The organism is Holdemania massiliensis AP2 (genome assembly GCF_000327285.1).
GTDB lineage: Bacteria > Bacillota_I > Bacilli_A > Erysipelotrichales > Erysipelotrichaceae > Holdemania > Holdemania massiliensis.
The window spans coordinates 577,245-596,071 of the sequence record NZ_HE998568.1; the positions used below are offsets into that span (position 1 = coordinate 577,245).

16 protein-coding genes are annotated in these 18,827 nt (G+C 45.0%); 4 read left to right on the top strand and 12 right to left on the bottom strand.

Going from position 1 to position 18,827, the window contains the following annotated elements:
* The first annotated feature begins 616 nt into the window (after positions 1 to 616).
* Positions 617 to 1,387, top strand: coding sequence for a LytR/AlgR family response regulator transcription factor (locus tag BN162_RS10550; protein WP_020225065.1), 771 nt, complete (start codon positions 617 to 619; stop codon positions 1,385 to 1,387).
* 632 nt (positions 1,388 to 2,019) lie between these two features.
* Here the strand turns inward: BN162_RS10550 and BN162_RS17965 are convergent.
* A complete protein-coding gene (locus BN162_RS17965; RefSeq protein WP_147612175.1) occupies positions 2,020 to 4,293 on the bottom strand; it encodes a protein kinase domain-containing protein in 2,274 nt (757 codons plus the stop codon).
* A 396-nt stretch (positions 4,294 to 4,689) separates the two neighbouring features.
* On the opposite strand from BN162_RS17965, the gene BN162_RS19285 reads away from it, so the two are divergent.
* Positions 4,690 to 5,145: a Fic family protein gene (locus BN162_RS19285; protein WP_020225067.1), complete on the top strand. Its 456-nt coding sequence runs from the start codon at positions 4,690 to 4,692 to the stop codon at positions 5,143 to 5,145.
* A gap of 40 nt (positions 5,146 to 5,185) precedes the next feature.
* On the opposite strand, the gene rpiB is transcribed toward BN162_RS19285, so the two are convergent.
* From rpiB to BN162_RS18950, 4 genes are all read right to left on the bottom strand, one after another.
* A complete protein-coding gene (gene rpiB, locus BN162_RS10565; RefSeq protein WP_020225068.1) occupies positions 5,186 to 5,632 on the bottom strand; it encodes a ribose 5-phosphate isomerase B in 447 nt (148 codons plus the stop codon).
* Between the two features lie 19 nt (positions 5,633 to 5,651).
* A complete protein-coding gene (locus BN162_RS10570) occupies positions 5,652 to 6,257 on the bottom strand; it encodes an L-threonylcarbamoyladenylate synthase (RefSeq protein ID WP_020225069.1) in 606 nt (201 codons plus the stop codon).
* A gap of 75 nt (positions 6,258 to 6,332) precedes the next feature.
* Positions 6,333 to 6,905 (bottom strand): DUF234 domain-containing protein, encoded by a 573-nt coding sequence (locus tag BN162_RS18945; RefSeq protein WP_208854752.1) that lies wholly within the window; start codon positions 6,903 to 6,905, stop codon positions 6,333 to 6,335.
* Positions 6,890 to 7,792, bottom strand: coding sequence for an AAA family ATPase (locus BN162_RS18950; RefSeq protein WP_208854753.1), 903 nt, complete (start codon positions 7,790 to 7,792; stop codon positions 6,890 to 6,892). Before BN162_RS18950 ends, BN162_RS18945 begins: the two co-directional genes overlap by 16 nt.
* A 219-nt stretch (positions 7,793 to 8,011) precedes the next feature.
* Between BN162_RS18950 and BN162_RS10580 the strand changes: the two genes are divergently transcribed.
* Together BN162_RS10580 and BN162_RS19065 are read left to right on the top strand one after the other, a co-directional pair.
* Positions 8,012 to 8,614, top strand: a complete 603-nt coding sequence (locus tag BN162_RS10580; protein ID WP_020225070.1) for a uracil-DNA glycosylase family protein — start codon at positions 8,012 to 8,014, stop codon at positions 8,612 to 8,614.
* A gap of 29 nt (positions 8,615 to 8,643) precedes the next feature.
* On the top strand, positions 8,644 to 8,721 hold the full coding sequence (locus tag BN162_RS19065) for a type II toxin-antitoxin system mRNA interferase toxin, RelE/StbE family (RefSeq protein ID WP_081587923.1): 78 nt from the start codon (positions 8,644 to 8,646) through the stop codon (positions 8,719 to 8,721).
* A 214-nt stretch (positions 8,722 to 8,935) separates the two neighbouring features.
* On the opposite strand, the gene BN162_RS10585 is transcribed toward BN162_RS19065, so the two are convergent.
* From BN162_RS10585 to BN162_RS10615, 7 genes are read right to left on the bottom strand one after another with little or no spacing between them, the layout of a single operon-like run.
* Positions 8,936 to 10,354, bottom strand: a complete 1,419-nt coding sequence (locus BN162_RS10585) for a glycoside hydrolase family 1 protein (RefSeq protein ID WP_020225072.1) — start codon at positions 10,352 to 10,354, stop codon at positions 8,936 to 8,938.
* A 30-nt stretch (positions 10,355 to 10,384) separates the two neighbouring features.
* Entirely contained in the window at positions 10,385 to 11,758 is a 1,374-nt protein-coding gene (locus tag BN162_RS10590) for a glycoside hydrolase family 1 protein (RefSeq protein WP_020225073.1), read from the bottom strand.
* An 8-nt stretch (positions 11,759 to 11,766) separates the two neighbouring features.
* Positions 11,767 to 13,182: a glycoside hydrolase family 1 protein gene (locus BN162_RS10595; protein WP_020225074.1), complete on the bottom strand. Its 1,416-nt coding sequence runs from the start codon at positions 13,180 to 13,182 to the stop codon at positions 11,767 to 11,769.
* Between the two features lie 15 nt (positions 13,183 to 13,197).
* The gene (locus BN162_RS10600) at positions 13,198 to 14,640 is read right to left on the bottom strand and encodes a M81 family metallopeptidase (protein WP_020225075.1); all 1,443 of its coding nucleotides are present in this window, start codon (positions 14,638 to 14,640) and stop codon (positions 13,198 to 13,200) included.
* 12 nt (positions 14,641 to 14,652) lie between these two features.
* Positions 14,653 to 16,095: a M81 family metallopeptidase gene (locus BN162_RS10605; protein WP_020225076.1), complete on the bottom strand. Its 1,443-nt coding sequence runs from the start codon at positions 16,093 to 16,095 to the stop codon at positions 14,653 to 14,655.
* 54 nt (positions 16,096 to 16,149) lie between these two features.
* The gene (locus BN162_RS10610; RefSeq protein WP_020225077.1) at positions 16,150 to 17,370 is read right to left on the bottom strand and encodes a Zn-dependent hydrolase; all 1,221 of its coding nucleotides are present in this window, start codon (positions 17,368 to 17,370) and stop codon (positions 16,150 to 16,152) included.
* A gap of 12 nt (positions 17,371 to 17,382) precedes the next feature.
* Positions 17,383 to 18,822 carry a M81 family metallopeptidase gene (locus BN162_RS10615; protein WP_040451971.1) on the bottom strand — a complete coding sequence of 480 codons (1,440 nt, stop codon included), beginning with the start codon at positions 18,820 to 18,822 and terminating at the stop codon, positions 17,383 to 17,385.
* Positions 18,823 to 18,827: the final 5 nt, after the last annotated feature.

Consider the following 18,827-nt stretch of genomic DNA (forward strand, 5'->3'; position numbering starts at 1 on the left):
ATTTTATGTCAGTTGAATGTATTCTAAAACAATCCGAAAAACAGTACATTTATTTGTCTTATTATATCAAATATGTATTGACTTATATGATTAGTATCCTGAACATTAAATAGGTTTTAAATTTTCCATAGCCTTTTCTAATCCGCAAATTAATTTATCTTATCCTTCTCAGGTGATGCCTAAGTAGCTGTTTGATAACAAAGCTTCTGTTTATCACACGCCTCAAGACTTTTCCCATAGTCTATATCTGTTTACCAATGATACAAACTTTTTAGAAAGCATTAATATTGCAGTATCTTAAGTCTGAATACAGTATTCTTCTTGTATAATATTGTTCGTTGAAACAATGCAATCTCTGTGCAACTTTATTCGAACAACAGACAATTTTGTATAAAAAGTTAATTTGATACTTTGACATTCTATTTTTATACCAAGTTTGTGAAAATGGTGACATGCCAACACAGATACATTCGCTAGTACAACAAACATATAATAAGTAATGATAGAATTCTCTTATTATTGTTGTTAATTTACGTTGTACTAGTCAGAGTATTAAGAGAACAATTCATGATTATCTCATGAATTCTAACTTTTAAGTTATATTAGGAGGAACATTATGATAAAAGTAGCCATCTGCGATGACAATATTCAGAATTTAGAACTTATCAGCAGATTCACTAGAAAAATAGCAAATAATTTAAACATGAGTTTTATCATTAATGAATATTCTGATTTGAAGAGCCTACAAAGTGATCTAATAAACAATCCATTTGACATTTTTTTATTAGACATCTGGTTTGATACAGAAAAAACAACAAGTCTTTCCCTAGCACAAAAATTGTCTGATATAGCTCCTACCGCAAAGATCATATTCTTAACTAATTATCCATGTTATTTCCCTGAAGTTTATATCTGCCAGCATATTTACTGCATATTAAAGGAAGACATAGATAAAAAACTTCCTATAGCGCTAGAAAAAGCCATTTCAATTATTAATAAAGATCTTAATTATACAGATATTCCAATTACGATGAATCGAATTACAAAAATCGTTCCAACGCATGATATTCTTTATTTAGAAAAATCGTTACGGAAAATACAGTTTGTCTGTCGAAAATCAAAAAACACACCTCTTAACTCATTCTCAGAAACAATAGAAAAAAATCATATTGTTATAACAACCTATGGAGGTTTTGATAAATACTTTTCTATTCTTCCAGATAATTTTGTTCAAACTCATCGTTCTTATATTGTAAACATGAACTATGTTAAAACTGTTAGCAACAACACTCTTGTTTTATTCAATGATGAAATCATCCCTATCTCTCGAAACTTTCGCAAACATGTCAGCAGAAAAATCTCCGCACTTTATTTTGATCCTCTCTAATAAATTGATGTCGTTATTGCTAAAACTTTCTTCCCTAGCATTAACATCCAGACTGCTTCATTACCTTTCACAATTTATTAATTTCATACAAAATATTCAACTGTTAAAATCTATTTGTTTCAGCTTTCATAGCATTAATTAGTAAGTTACAAAGCAATAGTTATGATATATACATTACCTTTTTTTAGAATGAAGTCAGTTAACGCGAGGTTCAAGCCGAACTAAAATCAAACAAAAAGGAGAGCAACCTTAATTCGAAAAACTCCATTAAACCAGTCTGATTGATGTAAGGGAATCCTTTTCATCTATTGATGTCATTTTTGATTCACAAAATGGACAACATAAACAAAGCTTTTATATACGCAAAAGAATGCATCTTAGCCAAAATAGCCTATCTTGTGATATTTTCTTACAAACGTCAGATGAGATGGATTTCACTTCTTTCTATTGAATGTATACCCAAAATTGGAGCTAGAATTGAGTTGATCCAGCTTTCATTTAACTAGTCTTCAAACTGATTTGGGTTTGTTCTTCACATCTCTAATTAGCTTCTAATTATATACTACCATGAACTAATTTAGAGGACTCGATTATCATTGAGCCCTCCTTTATATATGGTGTTGATAGTTTAGTTAATTATATGGACCATTAAGTACAGCTTCTTTATATTCAAAAGTATTTATCGAGTATTGATAAATATTTATTCCATCTGTAAGAATTATGCCATCATCTTTACAAAGGAAATACACGTATTGATAAGTAAGCACCTTCTGTTCCCCCTCCAAATACGTGTGAGTAAATGTAAATAACCCATTTTCAGACAAAATCGCAGTATCATCATAAGAAATTGTAATTTGGTCGTCGCGATTAATATAGCTAACATAGAAACGATTATATTTTCCATTTTCTTCTGTATCCCAAAGTAAATGAAATGCTACAATATCTTCTAATTGCTCAGAACCTGGAGTCCGATACGCGTCGATATATATGCGTGGATTCTCCTCAGTTCCATAGTTATAGCCTGCATTCAATGTTACACTTGATCCATTTCTTTTGAGTGTTAATGATGTTCCACTAAATTCAAATTCATATTCAAAAAAGACTTCATCAACCTTATACGTCATAATTCCATCTATATATTGATTTTGCTGTAACGGCCACAGTTTAAGTTTTCTTCCCTCTACTTCATAACAGCATGTTAGGATAATCAACTCCTCCGTGTATTTATCCTTATAAGATACTCGCATAAGATAATTCGGATTTCTATTCCCAATATCAAGATTTTCTCGACTAATGTTAAGATTCTTCGGCCCTGCCAAAATCATAATTGGCATTGCTGCCAGATCTTTTGTTTTATTTCCCCCTGCAATCGCTGAATATTCTGAATATTCAATTATCTCATCAGTTGATTGACAAAAAGACTGTGTTTCTTCATCAGTTCCTAACAATTGATATCTGCCATAGAACATCTCAGGAATATAGACAAGGTTATCGTAAATGACGTCAGGCTGCAACTCACTTTCTGGCAGATCTATTTTAGGCTGTTTATCAGAATTATACACTATATACTGTATAATACCATCTTCAGAAATACTTGAAAGAATGCGATTATTTTCCTGATTATCTAAGGATGCATCTAAGGAAGGCGGAGTAGCAGACGAAAATTTTTGATTAAATCCAATTGCAACTATAATCAAAACTATAAAGCAAACTATTGCAGCAACAATCCCTACTTTGTTTATTTTAGAATAATGAACATCTTGTGAACCATTATTATTGATCAAATTTGAATCATTTGGTTCAGATTTCTTTTGTTTAGAGCTTCCCTTACTACTTTGCATTATTCCATTAGTTTGAGGCATAGGGACAATTATTTCCGTTGAAGATCCATTTTTTTCATTTGTAGAAGAAGCAGAATTAAATTCCAAAGATTCTCGAACAGGCTGACCCATAGTTTGACCATAAAGTGCTTCATAGAATTCCTCTATACTCTGCCAACGGTCACATGGTTGGACAGCAAGTCCCTTTAAAAGTACTTTTTCTTGCCCTGCAGTAAGTGCAGCCCCTAATTTTCTTGGCGGAATTAGTTCATCCTCACTTCCGGATTTTCGTGTCAAGGCTCGCGGTGGAAGCTTCTGTGTTAGGCAATAATAAATTGTCGCACAAAGTGCATAGATATCCGTCCAAGGTCCTTGATCATGTCCTGTATATTGTTCAATTGGCGCGTAGCTATGTTTCAAAACAACCGTCATCGTATGCCCACCCTCAAGATCCCGAGCACAACCAAAATCCATAAGTTTAATCTTTTTATTATTTAGTTGAATAAGGTTATCTGGACTGATATCTCGATGGATAAGACCTGCTTGATGCATAACCTGCATTCCTTGAAACAATGGCTTCAACATTTGAAGTAAATCTTCTATTGGAATCCTCTCACAATCAGCCAGTTGTTTTAACGTCTTTCCTTTCAAATATTCCATAACGATATAAGCCGTATTATTTTCCTGAAAATAATCCATGACTCTCACAATTTCAGGTATATAATCCAATCGAGCTATAATTCTGGCTTCCTGAATAAACTGGCTTTTTCCTTTTTCATAAGCAACTTTGCCAACATCAGTATAACACGTCACTTTCGTATCTAATGAAGTCTCGCGCTTTACAAATGCTGTAGGAAAATATTCTTTGATTGCTATAATTCGTTCCAAGTTAGTATCTAAGCCTAAATACGTGATTCCAAATCCACCTTCTCCTAATACACGTCCAATAATATATTGATTTTTAAGTTTTGTTCCAATACGAAGATGATGGCTGGAAGAAGTGTATTTACTAACATCTTTACCGCAAAATGGACAAAATTGACTAGACGAAATCAGCTTCATGCAATATGGACAATAACTTTTCAAATTAACACCCCCATATAATAAATTTTTTCATAATCGACTAATGTTATTAAATGCATATTCAAAATTAATTCTTTGCTATAATTCTGCCCTTATCATAGATTTTTAACTAATCATTATGAGTATAGAAGAAAGAATCTTTTGAGGTTTGATATTCTCTTTAAATCTATTTGATTAAATTACGGATTAATTAATTCATATTACTGCCTCATTCCTGCCATTATTCAATTTTTTATACATTTATTTTACAGCGTTTAATCTAATCTTATCGTTCGCTTTATTACATTAATTAATCCTTTTATTACATATAAATTGAAATTTTTAAAAGATTTGCGATGATAGGAATGTTACAATAGACCTGAAAATAGCAATCGTTCTCATGGTTTTGGTGCTTTGAGTTTGACAAACTTTGAACCCTTTCCTAAAAACCCTCCAATTTTTAAAGTATTCCGCGAAATAGGATTAGCTGATGAACTAGGTTCAGGAATGAGAAATACTTATAAGTATACTCGCTTATATTCTGACTCTGAACCTATATTTTTAGAAGGGGATGTTTTTAGAACAATTATTCCTTTAACTGATGCAGCAACTGCAACGGTTGGGCCGTTAAACAATCTTCAAGATAACGCTAAAGATAACGCAGTAAATTTAGCCGGACTAATTGAATTTTGTTCTATTCCAAGGACTAAAGCCGAGATGATGGTTTATGCAAAACTTATTAATTCTAGTTATTTCCACAAAGCATACCTTAAACCTTTGCTGAATAGCGGTAAAATTAGAATGACGATTCCAGATAAGCCCCATAGCCGTAATCAAAAATATGTAAAAGTAGAATCATTTAAAACCAAAAAATAAAAAACGGCAGCTTTCAACTCAACTGCCGTTTTCTTCGTCGTTATGCTTTTTTCTCAAGTTCAGCAATCTGATCAATTCGTCGCTGATGCCGCTCTTGGTGGGAGAATTCTGTCGTCAGCCAGACTTCCGCGATCTGTTCAATTAATTCCTGACTGATAATCCGTCCACCCATTGCAAGAACATTGGAATCATTGTGTTCTCGAGTCAGTTTCGCCGTTTCCAGATCATGCACATGCGCGCAGCGGATCCCTGGCACCTTATTGGCGACGATACTGACACCAATACCCGTACCACACATGACGATACCCCGGTCTGCTTTGCCTTCCGCTACCGCTTTCGCGCACGGATAGGCGACTTTCGGATAGTCAATGCTATCAGCGCTGAAACAGCCGAAATCTTCCACTTCATAGCCTTCCTGGATTAATTTAGCCTTTAACGCTTCTTTATTTTCAAATGCTCCATGATCACAAGCCATCGCAATTTTCATTTTCGATTCCTCATTTCCTTTATTCTGTCGCTTCTAAATCTTCCAGCCGAATCGGTCCCTGACGCAAAATTTTTAACTCATTGCCTGTCGTATCACAAACGGTACTCGACGTACTCGCTCCACTTTCGCCCAGAACAACCGCATCGATTCGTCCATCCAACTGTTCCAGCACCGCTTCCGAGGTTGTGCAGGGTGGATATCCGCTCAAATTCGCACTCGGCACTAACAACGGCACTCCGACACGATTGATAATCTCCAAAACAAATTCATCATCCGGCATCCGGATGCCTATTGTTGGAAACCCATTCGTTACCAAATCATCAATTTCCGGTTTCTTTTGAAATATCAATGTCAACGCCCCCGGCATCCAATGATCGATTAATCGCTGGGAGCGAGCGTCGGTGACCGCTACTTTTTCAATCTGAGCTTTTGAGGCCACCATCATTGGAAAGGGCTTCGTTTCCGGCCTTTGCTTTGCCGCTTTCATCTTTAGAATTGCCTCTTTCAAATCATACCGCACCGCCAGGCCATAGACTGTATCTGTTGGAAATGCTACTACACCGCCATTGTTTAAAATTTCAACAATTTTACCACTGTCTTTCATTGTTAAACGCTGTGTTTCCATGCTTTCACCCGATTTCTTTCCAGATTCATTATATCGGATTTTCTCGATCTTACAAGCCTGTTTTCACGAACAATCTTAAAGCTTATCTCCTAAAATAATGTCAGCTAAATCATATAAACAAAGATGATCATCAAGCCTAGCCTGCGCCTGTAGCTGATCATCAAATCTAGACTGTGAAAAAAGGGCATAGTAAAATTCAGCTGTTTCTTTTAATGGGGTTAATTTTGCCAAAACATCCAAGTATTCTAAGTAACGAAACGACGTATTCTTAAACTTACATTCGCCTACAAGCAATTTCTTCTTATCCTGTGAAAGGGCTAGAATATCAATTTCTGTTTCACCGATGCGGTAGCCTGAATCATTGGTCTTATCACGAATTGTTGTCTTTCCTGTCCAACGGCCCATTTTTGAAAACCAAAAAGGCAGTTTATTTTCTTTTTGTAAACGTCTTACAAACTGTCTGCAAACCTCTTTAAAAGTGAAAGAAGCAAATTTATGCAGTTGCGGAGCTACGACATACTCATAGATGCCATCTACATCCCCCATTTCCAGATCCGAATAGTGATTAAAAACAAACGCATACCAAAAACGAAAGAAATTATCTGTCAGCTTATATAAGCCTCGGTTTGTATTTACTCGTTCTTGCATTCCCGCATCAACAGAAATTTCACGTCAATAATACCAAGTTCTATAAGATTTTTAAGATAAACTCCAGTCTTTGCTGTATCCTCCACCAATGACTTCTGGCTAATTTCATTTAACCGTGTATTGCCCATCGCAACAGCTTCAATGATTGAATTATAAACTGCTGTTTCCCTGAGTTCTTGTTTTAATAAGAAATCAACCTCACTGTATAAGGTGCAGCCTTTCATTAAAATGTTTTGTTTAATATTTTTTGTTAAAGATAAGTTGGAGTCAAACTGGCGAAGATAATGAGGAACTCCGCCAAGAATGGAATACGCCAATATCTTATCTTCATTTGAATAATCTGGGAAAAACCGAATAGCATCATAAAATCCCATTTCCGTCATTTTATAAATACCTGTCGCTCTTCCATAAAGTGGATTTTTTTCAGCTAACAGATCTTTCTCAATAAAACTCATGGCACTCCCACATAAAACAATCATGACATCGGAATCTTTTAAGACTTCATCCCATAAGTTCTGTAAAATTGATGGAATACCTGGATTATTTCTGCACATATAGGGAAATTCATCAATAACAACTAGTTTTTTCTGATCTTTATAGGGTAATTCAAGAATTGCCCAAAATGCTTTTTCCCATTCATCAAATTCCTGGATATACGCGCTGGCTTGGATTTTCTCTTTTAAAAGCTTCTGAGAAAACGCCCTCAGCTGCATGCGATCCGGACTTTCCTGGCAAGCATAATAGACATGCGGCTTTCCTTCACAGAATTGCCTCAATGTTTCAGTTTTTCCGACCCTTCTTCGTCCGTAAAGAACAACAAGCTTTCCACCTGTTGAACGATATTGACTTTCCAAAAATTGCAGTTCTGCTTCTCTCCCGATAAACATAGTTCCCTCCTTTTACTAAATCTAAATTTAGTAAATCGTGATTTAATATCATTATCCCCTCAAATAAAAGAAAAAATATCAGAACTTCAATTTCTTTTTGACTTCTTTATCCTCTGTGATTTTATCTTGTGAACTCCTTGGCAAAAGAGAATCAATCCTGACACCCCGCTGTCAACTATTCTCCCTTATAATAAAGGAAGAAAAGAAAGGAAACCGAGTATGAATATTCGTCATGAACTTGAGAAAGAGCTGGGGATTCATCCTGATATCCAGCTCAATAACATCGAACTCGATCCTCTATCCATCCACGCCCTACTGATCAACGAGGTTGTACCAACCGATCCCATGCAGGATTTCTATGGCTATGCTGATGCTGATTACCTGACAACTACCTTTGCCTTATTTGAAGCTGCCGGTTTTCCTATTACTGACGTTCAACAGCTGCTGGAGCGGGGGATCTACATCACCAACGCCGTAAAAACACCCAAAGTCAGCACTTCCATCAGTAATGATGAACTCAACCGTAGTCTTCCTTATTTAGAAAAAGAAATTGCTTTGTTTCCCAATCTGAAAGTCATTCTTTTGATGGGCGATGTCGCCAAGAAAGCCTTCAACAAGATCGCAAAGAAGACGACAGGCAAAAATGCTGTCCCTGCTATTTCTACCTATAAGCTCCGCAACAGCGTGCTTACTTATCAAAACATCCGGATTCTTCCATCCTATATTATGACAGGCGGTAATCTTCTAATCGAAAAATCAAAGATGACGATGGCCGCAGAAGATATCGCTCGCATGCTGGATCTGATTCCATCGCGGGATTAAGCTTTCTGAATTCCATTAGATAAAAAAATATGGATCATCAACTAAAAGGAAATTTTAAGGGTTTTCGCAAATGTCATATTCAACCTGATTGGTGCTTATTTATCTAATCGAAGATGAAGTTCTTACCTTAACCTTAGCCGACATAGGTACGCTGAAAAACTCATCAATATCAAATAAAAACTACGAAAGAAAGTAAAGTAAAAGCTTTACCCAAGGACTGCATACAAAATATCTTACCGGAAATCTCCGAACTCACCATCATTGATTCTTCCAAGCACTTTTTCAAAAAGATCCGCAGCGTGTTGTCTGCGGATCTTTTCTTCATTTCTCTTTTATGCAATTCTGAAAACCCTGAATCAGCTTCTGATACCAGAAATAACTCTTCTTCGGTATTCGGCGGCAGTTGTTGTCAAAATCAACGCGAACTAAACCATACCGCTTTTCATAGCCGTTGACCCAGCTGTACAAATCCATCGTGCTCCAGGCATAATACCCCCGGACATCACAGCCTGCTTCCATCGCTTTGAACATGAAATCAATGTACCCCTGCATCATTTCAATCCGTTCATCATCCTGAACCATGTCATTTTCATCCGGTGTTTCATAACAGCCATGGCCGTTCTCCGTGATATAAACCGGAATCTCGCCATAGCGTTCTTTAATTTCCATCAGTGTATTCAACATGCAGCGCGGATAAATTTCGCGGCCCCACAGATTCCGCTTCGTCGTTGGGTCAATCGTCGTTTCATACCAGTTTTTAATCCGGATTCCTTCCTTGGCAGTGGAACCGGCGCCCTTGTTGTTATGGAACACCTCGGTTTCACCCTCAGTGTAATCTGTGATGTAAAACCGGTTATAGACATTCAGGCCGAGGAAATCGACCTTGCCCTGTGCCAATGTCAGCGTGTCCTCAAAGCGGATATAGGAAGTGTCGATATCATTTTCCCGCAGCCATGGAATCAAGCCGCCCGGCAATTCGCCTAAGATAGCGCCGTCCAAGATCACACGGTTATAAAACAGATCGGCGATCGCCTTAATCCGCTCCGGTTCCTTCGTCTGCGGGGCGACCTCAACATTGCTCGAATCATGAACAATCCCGATTTCCCCACCCAGCTGTAAATCGTGATAGATTTTCACCGCTCTGGCGCTGGCCACCGCTTCATGATAAACCGTCTTGAAATATCGATCGAAATCAAGTTTGTGATTCGGCGGATAATTGCCGACCATGTTGCTGCAGTAAGCATAATATTTTGGCTCATTGATCGTCACCCACAGCTTAACTCGATCCCCGAAAGCCTCAAAACAAACTTTCGCATATTCCGCAAAGGCATCCAAAATATCCCGGTTTGCCCAGCCGCCCTGTTGGGCCAGCGCCTGCGGCAGATCGTAATGAAACAGCGTGGCGTTCGGCTCCAGGCCATGTTTTAGGCAGCAGTCGATCACCCGATTATAAAACGCGATCCCCTGCTCGTTCACACGGCCACGTCCTTCCGGTAAAATCCGGCACCAGGACAATGAAAAGCGATAAGAATTCTGACCCCCTTCCTTCATCATCCGGATGTCCTCTTCGTAATGATGATAGAAATCGCACGACACATCGCCCGTTGCTCCGTTAATGTTCAGCGGACTTTCATGCGAAAAGACATCCCATTCGCCAACTCCCTTACCCTCGATGTTCCAAGCCCCTTCACATTGATAGGCCGCCGTGGCGCTGCCCCATAAAAACGGTCGTTTTTCCATTTTCTTCACCTCATTTTTCATTTTAAAGTTTCATAGTGTCCGCCCATTTTCCGCGATGACGCCGCGATACCAAGCATAACTCTGCTTCGGAATCCGCCTGCAATTCTGCTGCTGATCCACATAGACAAATCCATACCGGCGCTTCCACCCCTCAGCGGTACTGACCAGATCAAAGGCGCTCCAAGGGCAGATCCCGATCAGCTGAACACCGTTGGCTATCGCCGCCTTCATCTGCTGAAACTGCAGCGCTAAATAGCGGATCCGCGCTTCATCGTGAATCTTGCCCTCTTCGCTGATCGTTTCTTCCTGACCAAGACTGCGAAGAATCGCAAAGATCGGTTTCTGGTATCGTTGGGCAGCCTCTTGCAAAATCAGCCGGGTTCCTAACGGATCCACTTCCGCCGCAAATTCCGTTGGTTTCAAACAGGGGTTGGGCACAATCTCAAACATTCCCGGCAGGTTAAACCCATATTTCATACCCGTATGATCCTGAAATCCGCTCTGCTTCCATGCTCCAACACACACCGAGGTGTACGTACTGAAGGCGATCTGATCACACACGCCCTCCCGCAGCAGCGCTTCATCCTCCACTTGCCATACGGGTTCGGCGTTCAGCTGCCTGAGCAACGCCCGGTCTGAACTGGAATACTCCCCCTGCATCGCGACGTCCAGAAACATCCAGTTGCGGATCGTTGCCATCTGCTTGGCTGCCAGCACATCCAAAGGATTCGGACTGGCGGGGATGACCTCAACCAGATTCAAGGCCGGACTGAACTTTCCGCAAACACCATAGTCGCGCCCCAGCTTAACCGCGCCGGCCTGAGCCAGAAAGAGATGATGATTCATCTGGAAGATCTCACTGAGCGTGTGACGCTGGGCTGTGATCTCGGCAATCACTTGCAGGTTCTGTTCACCAATCGGCTGCCACAGGAACACTTGACGGCCAAAATGTTCAAACAGGATCCGGCAGTACGTCAAAAAAGCGTCGATCGTTTTCCGGTTAAACCAGCCGCCCTGCCTAGCCAGCGCCAGCGGCAGATCATCGTGCAGCAGGGTGACGATCGGCAGGATTCCATTCTCCACCAATCCGTCGATCAGACGATGGTAAAACATCAGCCCTTGCTCGCTGACCCGGCCGCTTCCTTCGGGAAGAATCCGTGACCAGGCGATCGAAAACCGATAGGCACGGACACCCAACTGCTTCAACAACGCGATGTCCTCATCAAGATGATGGACATGATCCGCGGCTTTCCACAAGACTACTTTTTGCCCAGCCTTCACCTCCTGCACGGACAAGCCTTTTTCATCGTTTTCAAAGTGACCTTCAAATTGGTAAGCGCTGGTCGAGGCTGACCACAGAAAGTCATCGGGAAAGGCTGTGCCTTGTCTGGCTTCTTTTTGCATGCCCGTGATTACAAATCCTGATGGTCTTCAATGAACTGCTTATACCAGAAGTAGCTTTTCTTCGGCGTGCGCTTTAAGTCCGGATCGTCATAATCGACCCGCACCAAGCCGTAACGTTTTTTATAACCATTGATCCAGCTGTATAAATCCATCGTACTCCAGACGTAATAGCCCTTGACGTTGACCCCTTCGGACTTGGCTTTCAGAATCTGTTCAAGAAAATTGTTCAGAAATTCAATCCGGTCGTCATCAACGACATAGCCTTGTTCATCCGCAACGTCATACGCGCCATGCCCGTTCTCCGTAATATAGATTGGAATATCGCCGTATTTCTGTTTCCGCTTGATCAAGGTATTATAGATGCACTGCGGATAGATTTCCCGGCCCCAAGGGTTGAGCGGTACGTCCGGATCGGTATCGGACTCAAACCAGCCCTTCACGGTTTTGCCTTCCTTGGCGGCCTTCCCGGAACCATCGTTGTTACCGGCATTGTTGACCGTCGCGCACGTTTCACCGGAATGATACGGCTTCACCAACAGCCGGCTGTAGGCATTCTGACCGAGGAAGTCAATCGTATTCTCCGCGATGATCGCGCGGTCCTCCGCCTTCATAAACGACAGATCAATCCCGGAGGCCTTTACCTTGTCGATCAGCTTCTGTGGGATTTCCCCCTTGATCGCCGGATCAAGCACCCAGTCATTGGTAAACAAATCGCCGTTTTCCACCGCTTCCAGATAATCCGGCGTCGCCTTGAGCGCTTCAGCGCTGCAGGAGGCGTGGACCAGACCAATCTGGGATTTCAGATGAAGCTTGCGGAACTCCCGGATCGCTTTGGCATTGCACATCACCATGTTGTAGGCACAGTGGCAGAAGTGCTGCATATTGACTTTCTCATTGGGCGGATAGTTGCCGACCATGTAGCAGCAGGAAGCATTGTGCGTCGGCTCGTTGATCGTCACATACAGCGGGATGCGGTCGCCGAAATGGCGGAATACCGCCGCCGCGTAATACGCGAATTCATCCGCGATGCCTTCCCAGCACCAGCCCCCCTGAGCGCCGACATAGTCCGGCAGATCGTAGTGAACCAACGTGACATTAGGAACAATGCCGTATTTCTCACATTCTGTCAGCACGTTGTCGTAAAACTCAAAACCTTGTTCGTTGATCACGCGGTCAGCCTTCGGCACAATCCGCGACCAGCTGATCGAAAAGCGATAGGTGTTCTGTCCGCCCTCCGCCATCATCCGGATATCCTCTTGGTAGTGGTGGAAGAAATCGCAGGACACATCGCCGGTGATGCCGGTCGTGTTCTTTTCACTGTGGCAAAACTCATCCCAGATGCTCGGTCCCTTGCCGTCCGCGTTCCACGCGCCCTCGCATTGGTAAGCCGCGGTCGCGGAACCCCATAAAAATTTTTCAGTCATCCTTATATCCTTTCTTTAAATTTCATCAATTGGAAACATCGGCCGCTGGATGCGCTTAAATGGAATCAGGCGGGTATCCTGCGGCGTCGCCCCGCCGGTCAGCGCCATCACGCACAGCTTGCCCTTAGCTTTCATTTCCGGATGGATGTAGCCTTGCTTGACGACGATCACATCATAATCATCCCAGCTCACCCCGCAGGCGGAAATCTGACGCTCTTCGACAAAGGAATGGTTGTTGTCGGTCACCGCGATGTCGATCAGCGTGCCTTCAACCCGAACCGTGACGATCGGGCCATAATCCCCTTTCTCACCATACATCGCTGTCCCCGCCTGCCGGCCATGATTCAGCACGGTGACGTTCAGCTTGACAGGGCGGCTGTGTTCATCCAGATTCATCCCCAAGGTCACCGATGCTGATTGCCCATCAGCGCAGGCGCTCAGCTGGGCGCAGGCAGCCGGATCGTTAATCGCCGCGAACAAAAATGACTTGTTCAGCTGCGGCAGATCCAGAACCTGACGCAGGATGAACGTATTGGCGCCCATCGCCCCCGAGGTGACGTTGTCGCCGGAATCAGTGATGAACACCGGTTTGCCGTCAAACTCCAGCGCCATCCGCAAGGCCTCTTCCGGGCTGGCCGTCGTGCCGGTGTAGTGGAATTCGTGCCGCTTGCTGAAGACGGTTTCTGCCAGCTGATCCGCGATCTTCCGCGCATACGCCTGATCCGCAGCGCCCGCAGGAATCACAACGATTCCGCATCCCGCTTCAGGGCAATCGTGGCGCAGATAACCGACATGCCATGAACAGCTTAGAATCCGCGGATCCTGCTCCAGCTCATCCATATAATGATTGATGGAACGCACCGGCTCATCCACCGATACGCTCTGTTCCCCGCCTAAGATCAGCGGCAGCTTGCGGTAGACCGGCCGGCCACCCTGAGGATGCTCAATCTGATCGATCAGCGTTTGAAATGTGCGCTGAACCGTTTCCGCGATATCAATATGCGGAGCTTCCCGATAGGAACGGATAAACGTCGTGTTTTCAACATATTCCTGAGTCAGGTTGCCATGCGGATCACAGGCGACCGCGATCGGCAGATAGGGTCCGGTCAGTTTGCGGATTTGCTGAAGCAAATGCTGCTCGCCGCTGCCGATCTGTTCCACAAAGCTCGCGCCGTGCAAATGCAGATAGATACCGTCGAGATCCGCAAGATGCTCACGGATCGCGCCAAGAATCCGCTGCTCCAGATAGTCGAAGCAGCCCTTCCGCATGACGCCGCTGCAGCCGGCATCCGCGCACAAGACCGGAATGAGTTCTAAATTCGGCCGCTCAGTCACCTCGCCCAGCTGCATATGCGACAGCGCCTCTTGACCAAAGCTCAGCGCTGTGTTTTCCAGATCGCAAAACATCGGAACGTGTTCGTTGGCTTCCAGTGTAAATTTCGCCGCGATAATTTTCATAGCGTCCTCCTTTTAAATTTGATCGATGGGAAACATCGGCCGCATAATCCGTTTGAACGGAATGGAAGCTGTATCCTGCGGCGTCGCTCCGCCGGTTAAGGACATCACGCACAGCTTGCCATAGTCCTTCAGTTCAGGGAAAATGTAGCCTTGCTTGACAACCAAAACATCGTAATCGTCCAGATCGATGCCGGCGTCGACGAACTGATGAATTTCCACCATCGCGAACCGGTTGGAGGCCACCATGATATCGATCGGCATCCCCTTGACGCTGACGGTTACCGCATAGCCGTAGGCCTTGTTGTGATCACGGTACATGAAGCCGCGCAGCTCCCCATGCGACTGAATCGTCACATCGAGGGTGACCGGGGCGGAGTATTCATCATAACCAGTACCCAGCCTGATCGTGGTTTCCGTTCCCTCCGGCAGCTCCGCCAGCTTTTTGTAGCAGTCCGGATCACAGATCGTACCGAATAAGAACTTCTTTTCCAAATTTTCCACAGCCAGCACCTGACGCAGGATAAACGTGTTCCAGCCGGTCGCGCCGCTGGTGACATTGTCGCCGGAATCCGTGATAATCGCCGGTTTCCCGGCAAATTCCAGCGCCATTTTCAGAGCCTGGTCGGGCTGGGCTGTCAGTCCGGTATAATGGAATTCATGCCGCTTGTCCCAGACATAAGCCGCCAGCCGATCGGCAATCGCTTCAGCATAGGCCTGATCTTCCGTGTTCTGCGGAACGACCACGATGCCGCAGCCCGCCACGTCGCAATCGTGGCGGATGTAGCCGACATGCCAGGAAACACTGCGGATCCTTGGATCCTGTTCCAGGTCATCCATATAACGGTTAATGGAAAGCACCGGTTCATCCGCGGACACGCTCTGTTCCCCGCCCAGAATCAGCGGCAGCTTGCGGTAGACAGAATGAATGTGCTGCCGATCCTTCAACAAATCGCAAAGCATTTGGGAAACAATCCGCTTGGACTGTTGGGCGTCGGTATGCGGCGACTGGCGGTAGCTGCGCAGAATCGTACAGTTATCCACATATTCCTGACACAAGTTGCCATGCGGATCGCAGACGACCGCAATCGGCAGATACGGACCGGTGATTTCCCGGATCGTCTTTAAGATGTGATGATCACCCGAGCCGATTTCCTCAACCTCGCTGGCGCCGTGCAGAAACAGATAAATGCCGTCTAATTCATGCAGATGCGCACGCACTGACTTCACAAAACAGCTTTCGATATAATCAAAAGCTTCCTTGGTAACCACCCCGTTGCCGCCGGCATCGGCGTAGATCGACGGAACGATCTCAATTCCAGCATCCTCATAGATGTCAGAAACGTTCATCTTACGGAGGCAGTCGTCGCCGAAAGCCAGATCGTAATTGTTCATCCGGGCTTTTGCGGGTACGTTGGCATTGGATTCAGTAACAAAGGTTCCGATTAAAACTTTCATGGATAGAATTCCTTCTTTCTTTTATCTTTCTTCTGTAATGGAAGCTGGATGACTTTATTCCATAGTCAGCTGGGCAAGCAAATCCAGCAGAGCCTGAGCTCCGGCCGCGCAGTCTTGCGGCGTGCTGTATTCTTCCTTGCGGTGGGAATAGCCGTGTTGGGAGCGGACAAAGATCATCGCGCAGGGACAGACATCCTTGAAGTTCTGACTGTCATGCCCCGCGCCGCTCATCAACCGCTGGTAAGGGATCCGGCGTTGGCTCATGATGTGTTCCAGATCCGTTTTCAGACGTTCATCGCAAGCCAGACCGTAGAGAATATGGCGCAGCTGACAGCTTACGCCAATCCCCGCGCTTTCCAGCTCCGCTTCCAAGGGCTTCATCGCCGCCAGGCAGTCGTCGATGTGATGTTCTTTTAGACTGCGGATATCGAGTGAGAAGGTGACATGATCGCAAATCACATTCGTAGAACCAGGGAAGGTCTGGATGTTGCCGACGGTGGCGACGGTGTAAGGCTGCTGGGATGCCAGTGCTGTGATCTTCTGAATCCACTTCGTCATCGCGACAACCGGATCCTGACGGTCGTTCATCGGCGTCGCCCCGGCATGGCCGCTGCAGCCACTGAGGGTGACTTCGTAGAAGCGCAGATAAGGAATCCCTTCGACGATGCCGACCGGACAATCGGCTTGTTCCAAAACCTTGCCCTGTTCGATATGCAGCTCCACGCTGGCATGAATCGGATCAATCCGGCCTTGTTTATAATCTTCCGGGTGATAGCCGCGCTGTTTCATCGCTTCCCCGATCGTGATCCCCGTCGCATCCTGTGCCAGAAAATCGGCATCGTCCGCTTTGCCCGTAACCACTTTGCTTCCCACCATGCCGGAGCTGAACCGGTTGCCTTCCTCATCACGATAGCCGATCACCATCAAGGGACGTTTGAGCATCACGTTGTTTTCCTTAAGCGTTTGCGCCGCTTCCAGGGCTGCTAGCAAGCCCAGACAGCCGTCGAAGATTCCGCCGCAGCGGACGGTGTCAAAGTGGGATCCGCTGAGTACCGGAGCCTCTAAGCTGTCGGCAGGATTGTAAGTGCCGATCACATTGCCAACCGGATCTTCCCGCACACTCAGACCGGCTTGTTTCATTTGATCCGCAAGCCAGTCCCGGGCCTGCATATCCTCCTCGGTAAACGTCCAGCGGGTGATACCGCCATGGGGATCCACACCGATTTTACCGAGTTCTTGAAGCCGGTTCCATAACCGGCCTGCATTGATTTCCATTACTTTTTCCTCCTAAATTTCATCAATTGGAAACATCGGCCGCATGATCCGCTTAAATGGAATCGAAGTCGTATCCTGCGGTGTCGTTCCGGGCGTCAGCGCCATCACGCACAGCTTCCCTTTCGCTTTGCATTCAGGCTGGATATAGCCCTGCTTCACAACGATAATGTCATATTCATCCCAATCCATCCCGGCGCTGGCAAACTGATGTTCTTCGCACATGCCCCAGTTGGTATCCGCAAGGTTGACGTCAATTGACGTATCCAGGATGGAAACCAGCACCGAATGGCCAAAGGTGGCGCTGCGGTCATGCATCATGCAGCCTTTCAGCTCACCCTTCGCCTGTATCTGAACAGGAAGTGAAACCGACTGACTCCAAGGATCGGCGTTGGTTCCCAAATCCAGCGTCAGCGTCGTCCCCGCAGGCAGATCCCGCACAAGGGCGTAGGCTTGCGGATCGGTGATATTGGCAAACAGGAAGCGTTTCTGCGGCTGCAGCGCCAGGGTCTGCCGAAGCAGCTCGGTATTCCATCCCGGAGCGCCGGAGCCTGTATTATCTCCGGAATCGGTCAGAAACACCGGTTTCCCCTCAAACTCCAATGCCCTCCGCAAAGCTTCTTCGGGCTTTGCACTCAGGCCTGTGTAATGGAATTCATGGCGTCTTTCCCAAACGTATTCTGCCAGATGATCCGCGGTTTCTTCCGCGTAAGCTTGATCTTTCAGGGAAGCGGGGATGACGACGACACCGCTGCCCGCTTCCGGACAATCATGACGCAGATAGCCGACATGCCACGAACAGCTTAGAATCCGCGGATCCTGTTCCAGCTGGTCCATAAACTGATTGATTGACCGCACCGGCTCATCCGTCGATACGCTCTGTTCCCCGCCCAAGATTAACGGCAGCTTGCGGTAGACAGGTTTGAAAGACTGTCGGTTTTTTAATAAGTCGCAAAGCATCCGCGCCACTTTCTGCTTCGTTTGCTTCGCGTCCGTATGCGGACTTTCCCGATAGCTGCGCAGAATCGTACAGTTTTCCACATATTCCCGCGTCAGATTTCCATGCGGATCACACGCCACCGCAATCGGCAGATACGGCCCGGTCAGTTCGCGGATTTTCTTCAACAAGTGATGATCACCGGAACCTAACCCTTCCACCTCGCTGGCGCCGTGCAAAAGCAGGTAGATGCCGTCCAATTCGTGCAGGTGTTCCCGAACGGAGCGTAAAAAGCATTGTTCAAGATAAGTAAACGCTGCCCAACTCAGTACGCACGAAGGCCCGGCATCCGCATACAAGGCACCAATTGGCTCGATGCCTTCGCTGCGAAAGACTTCCGCCACCTCCGATTTGACCAGACATTCTTCATCAAAGGCTAAATCATAACGATCCAGTTCGTTCAGCATCGGAACCTGGGCGTTGGATTCAGTTTTAAACTGGCCAACAAGCACTTTCATTCCTT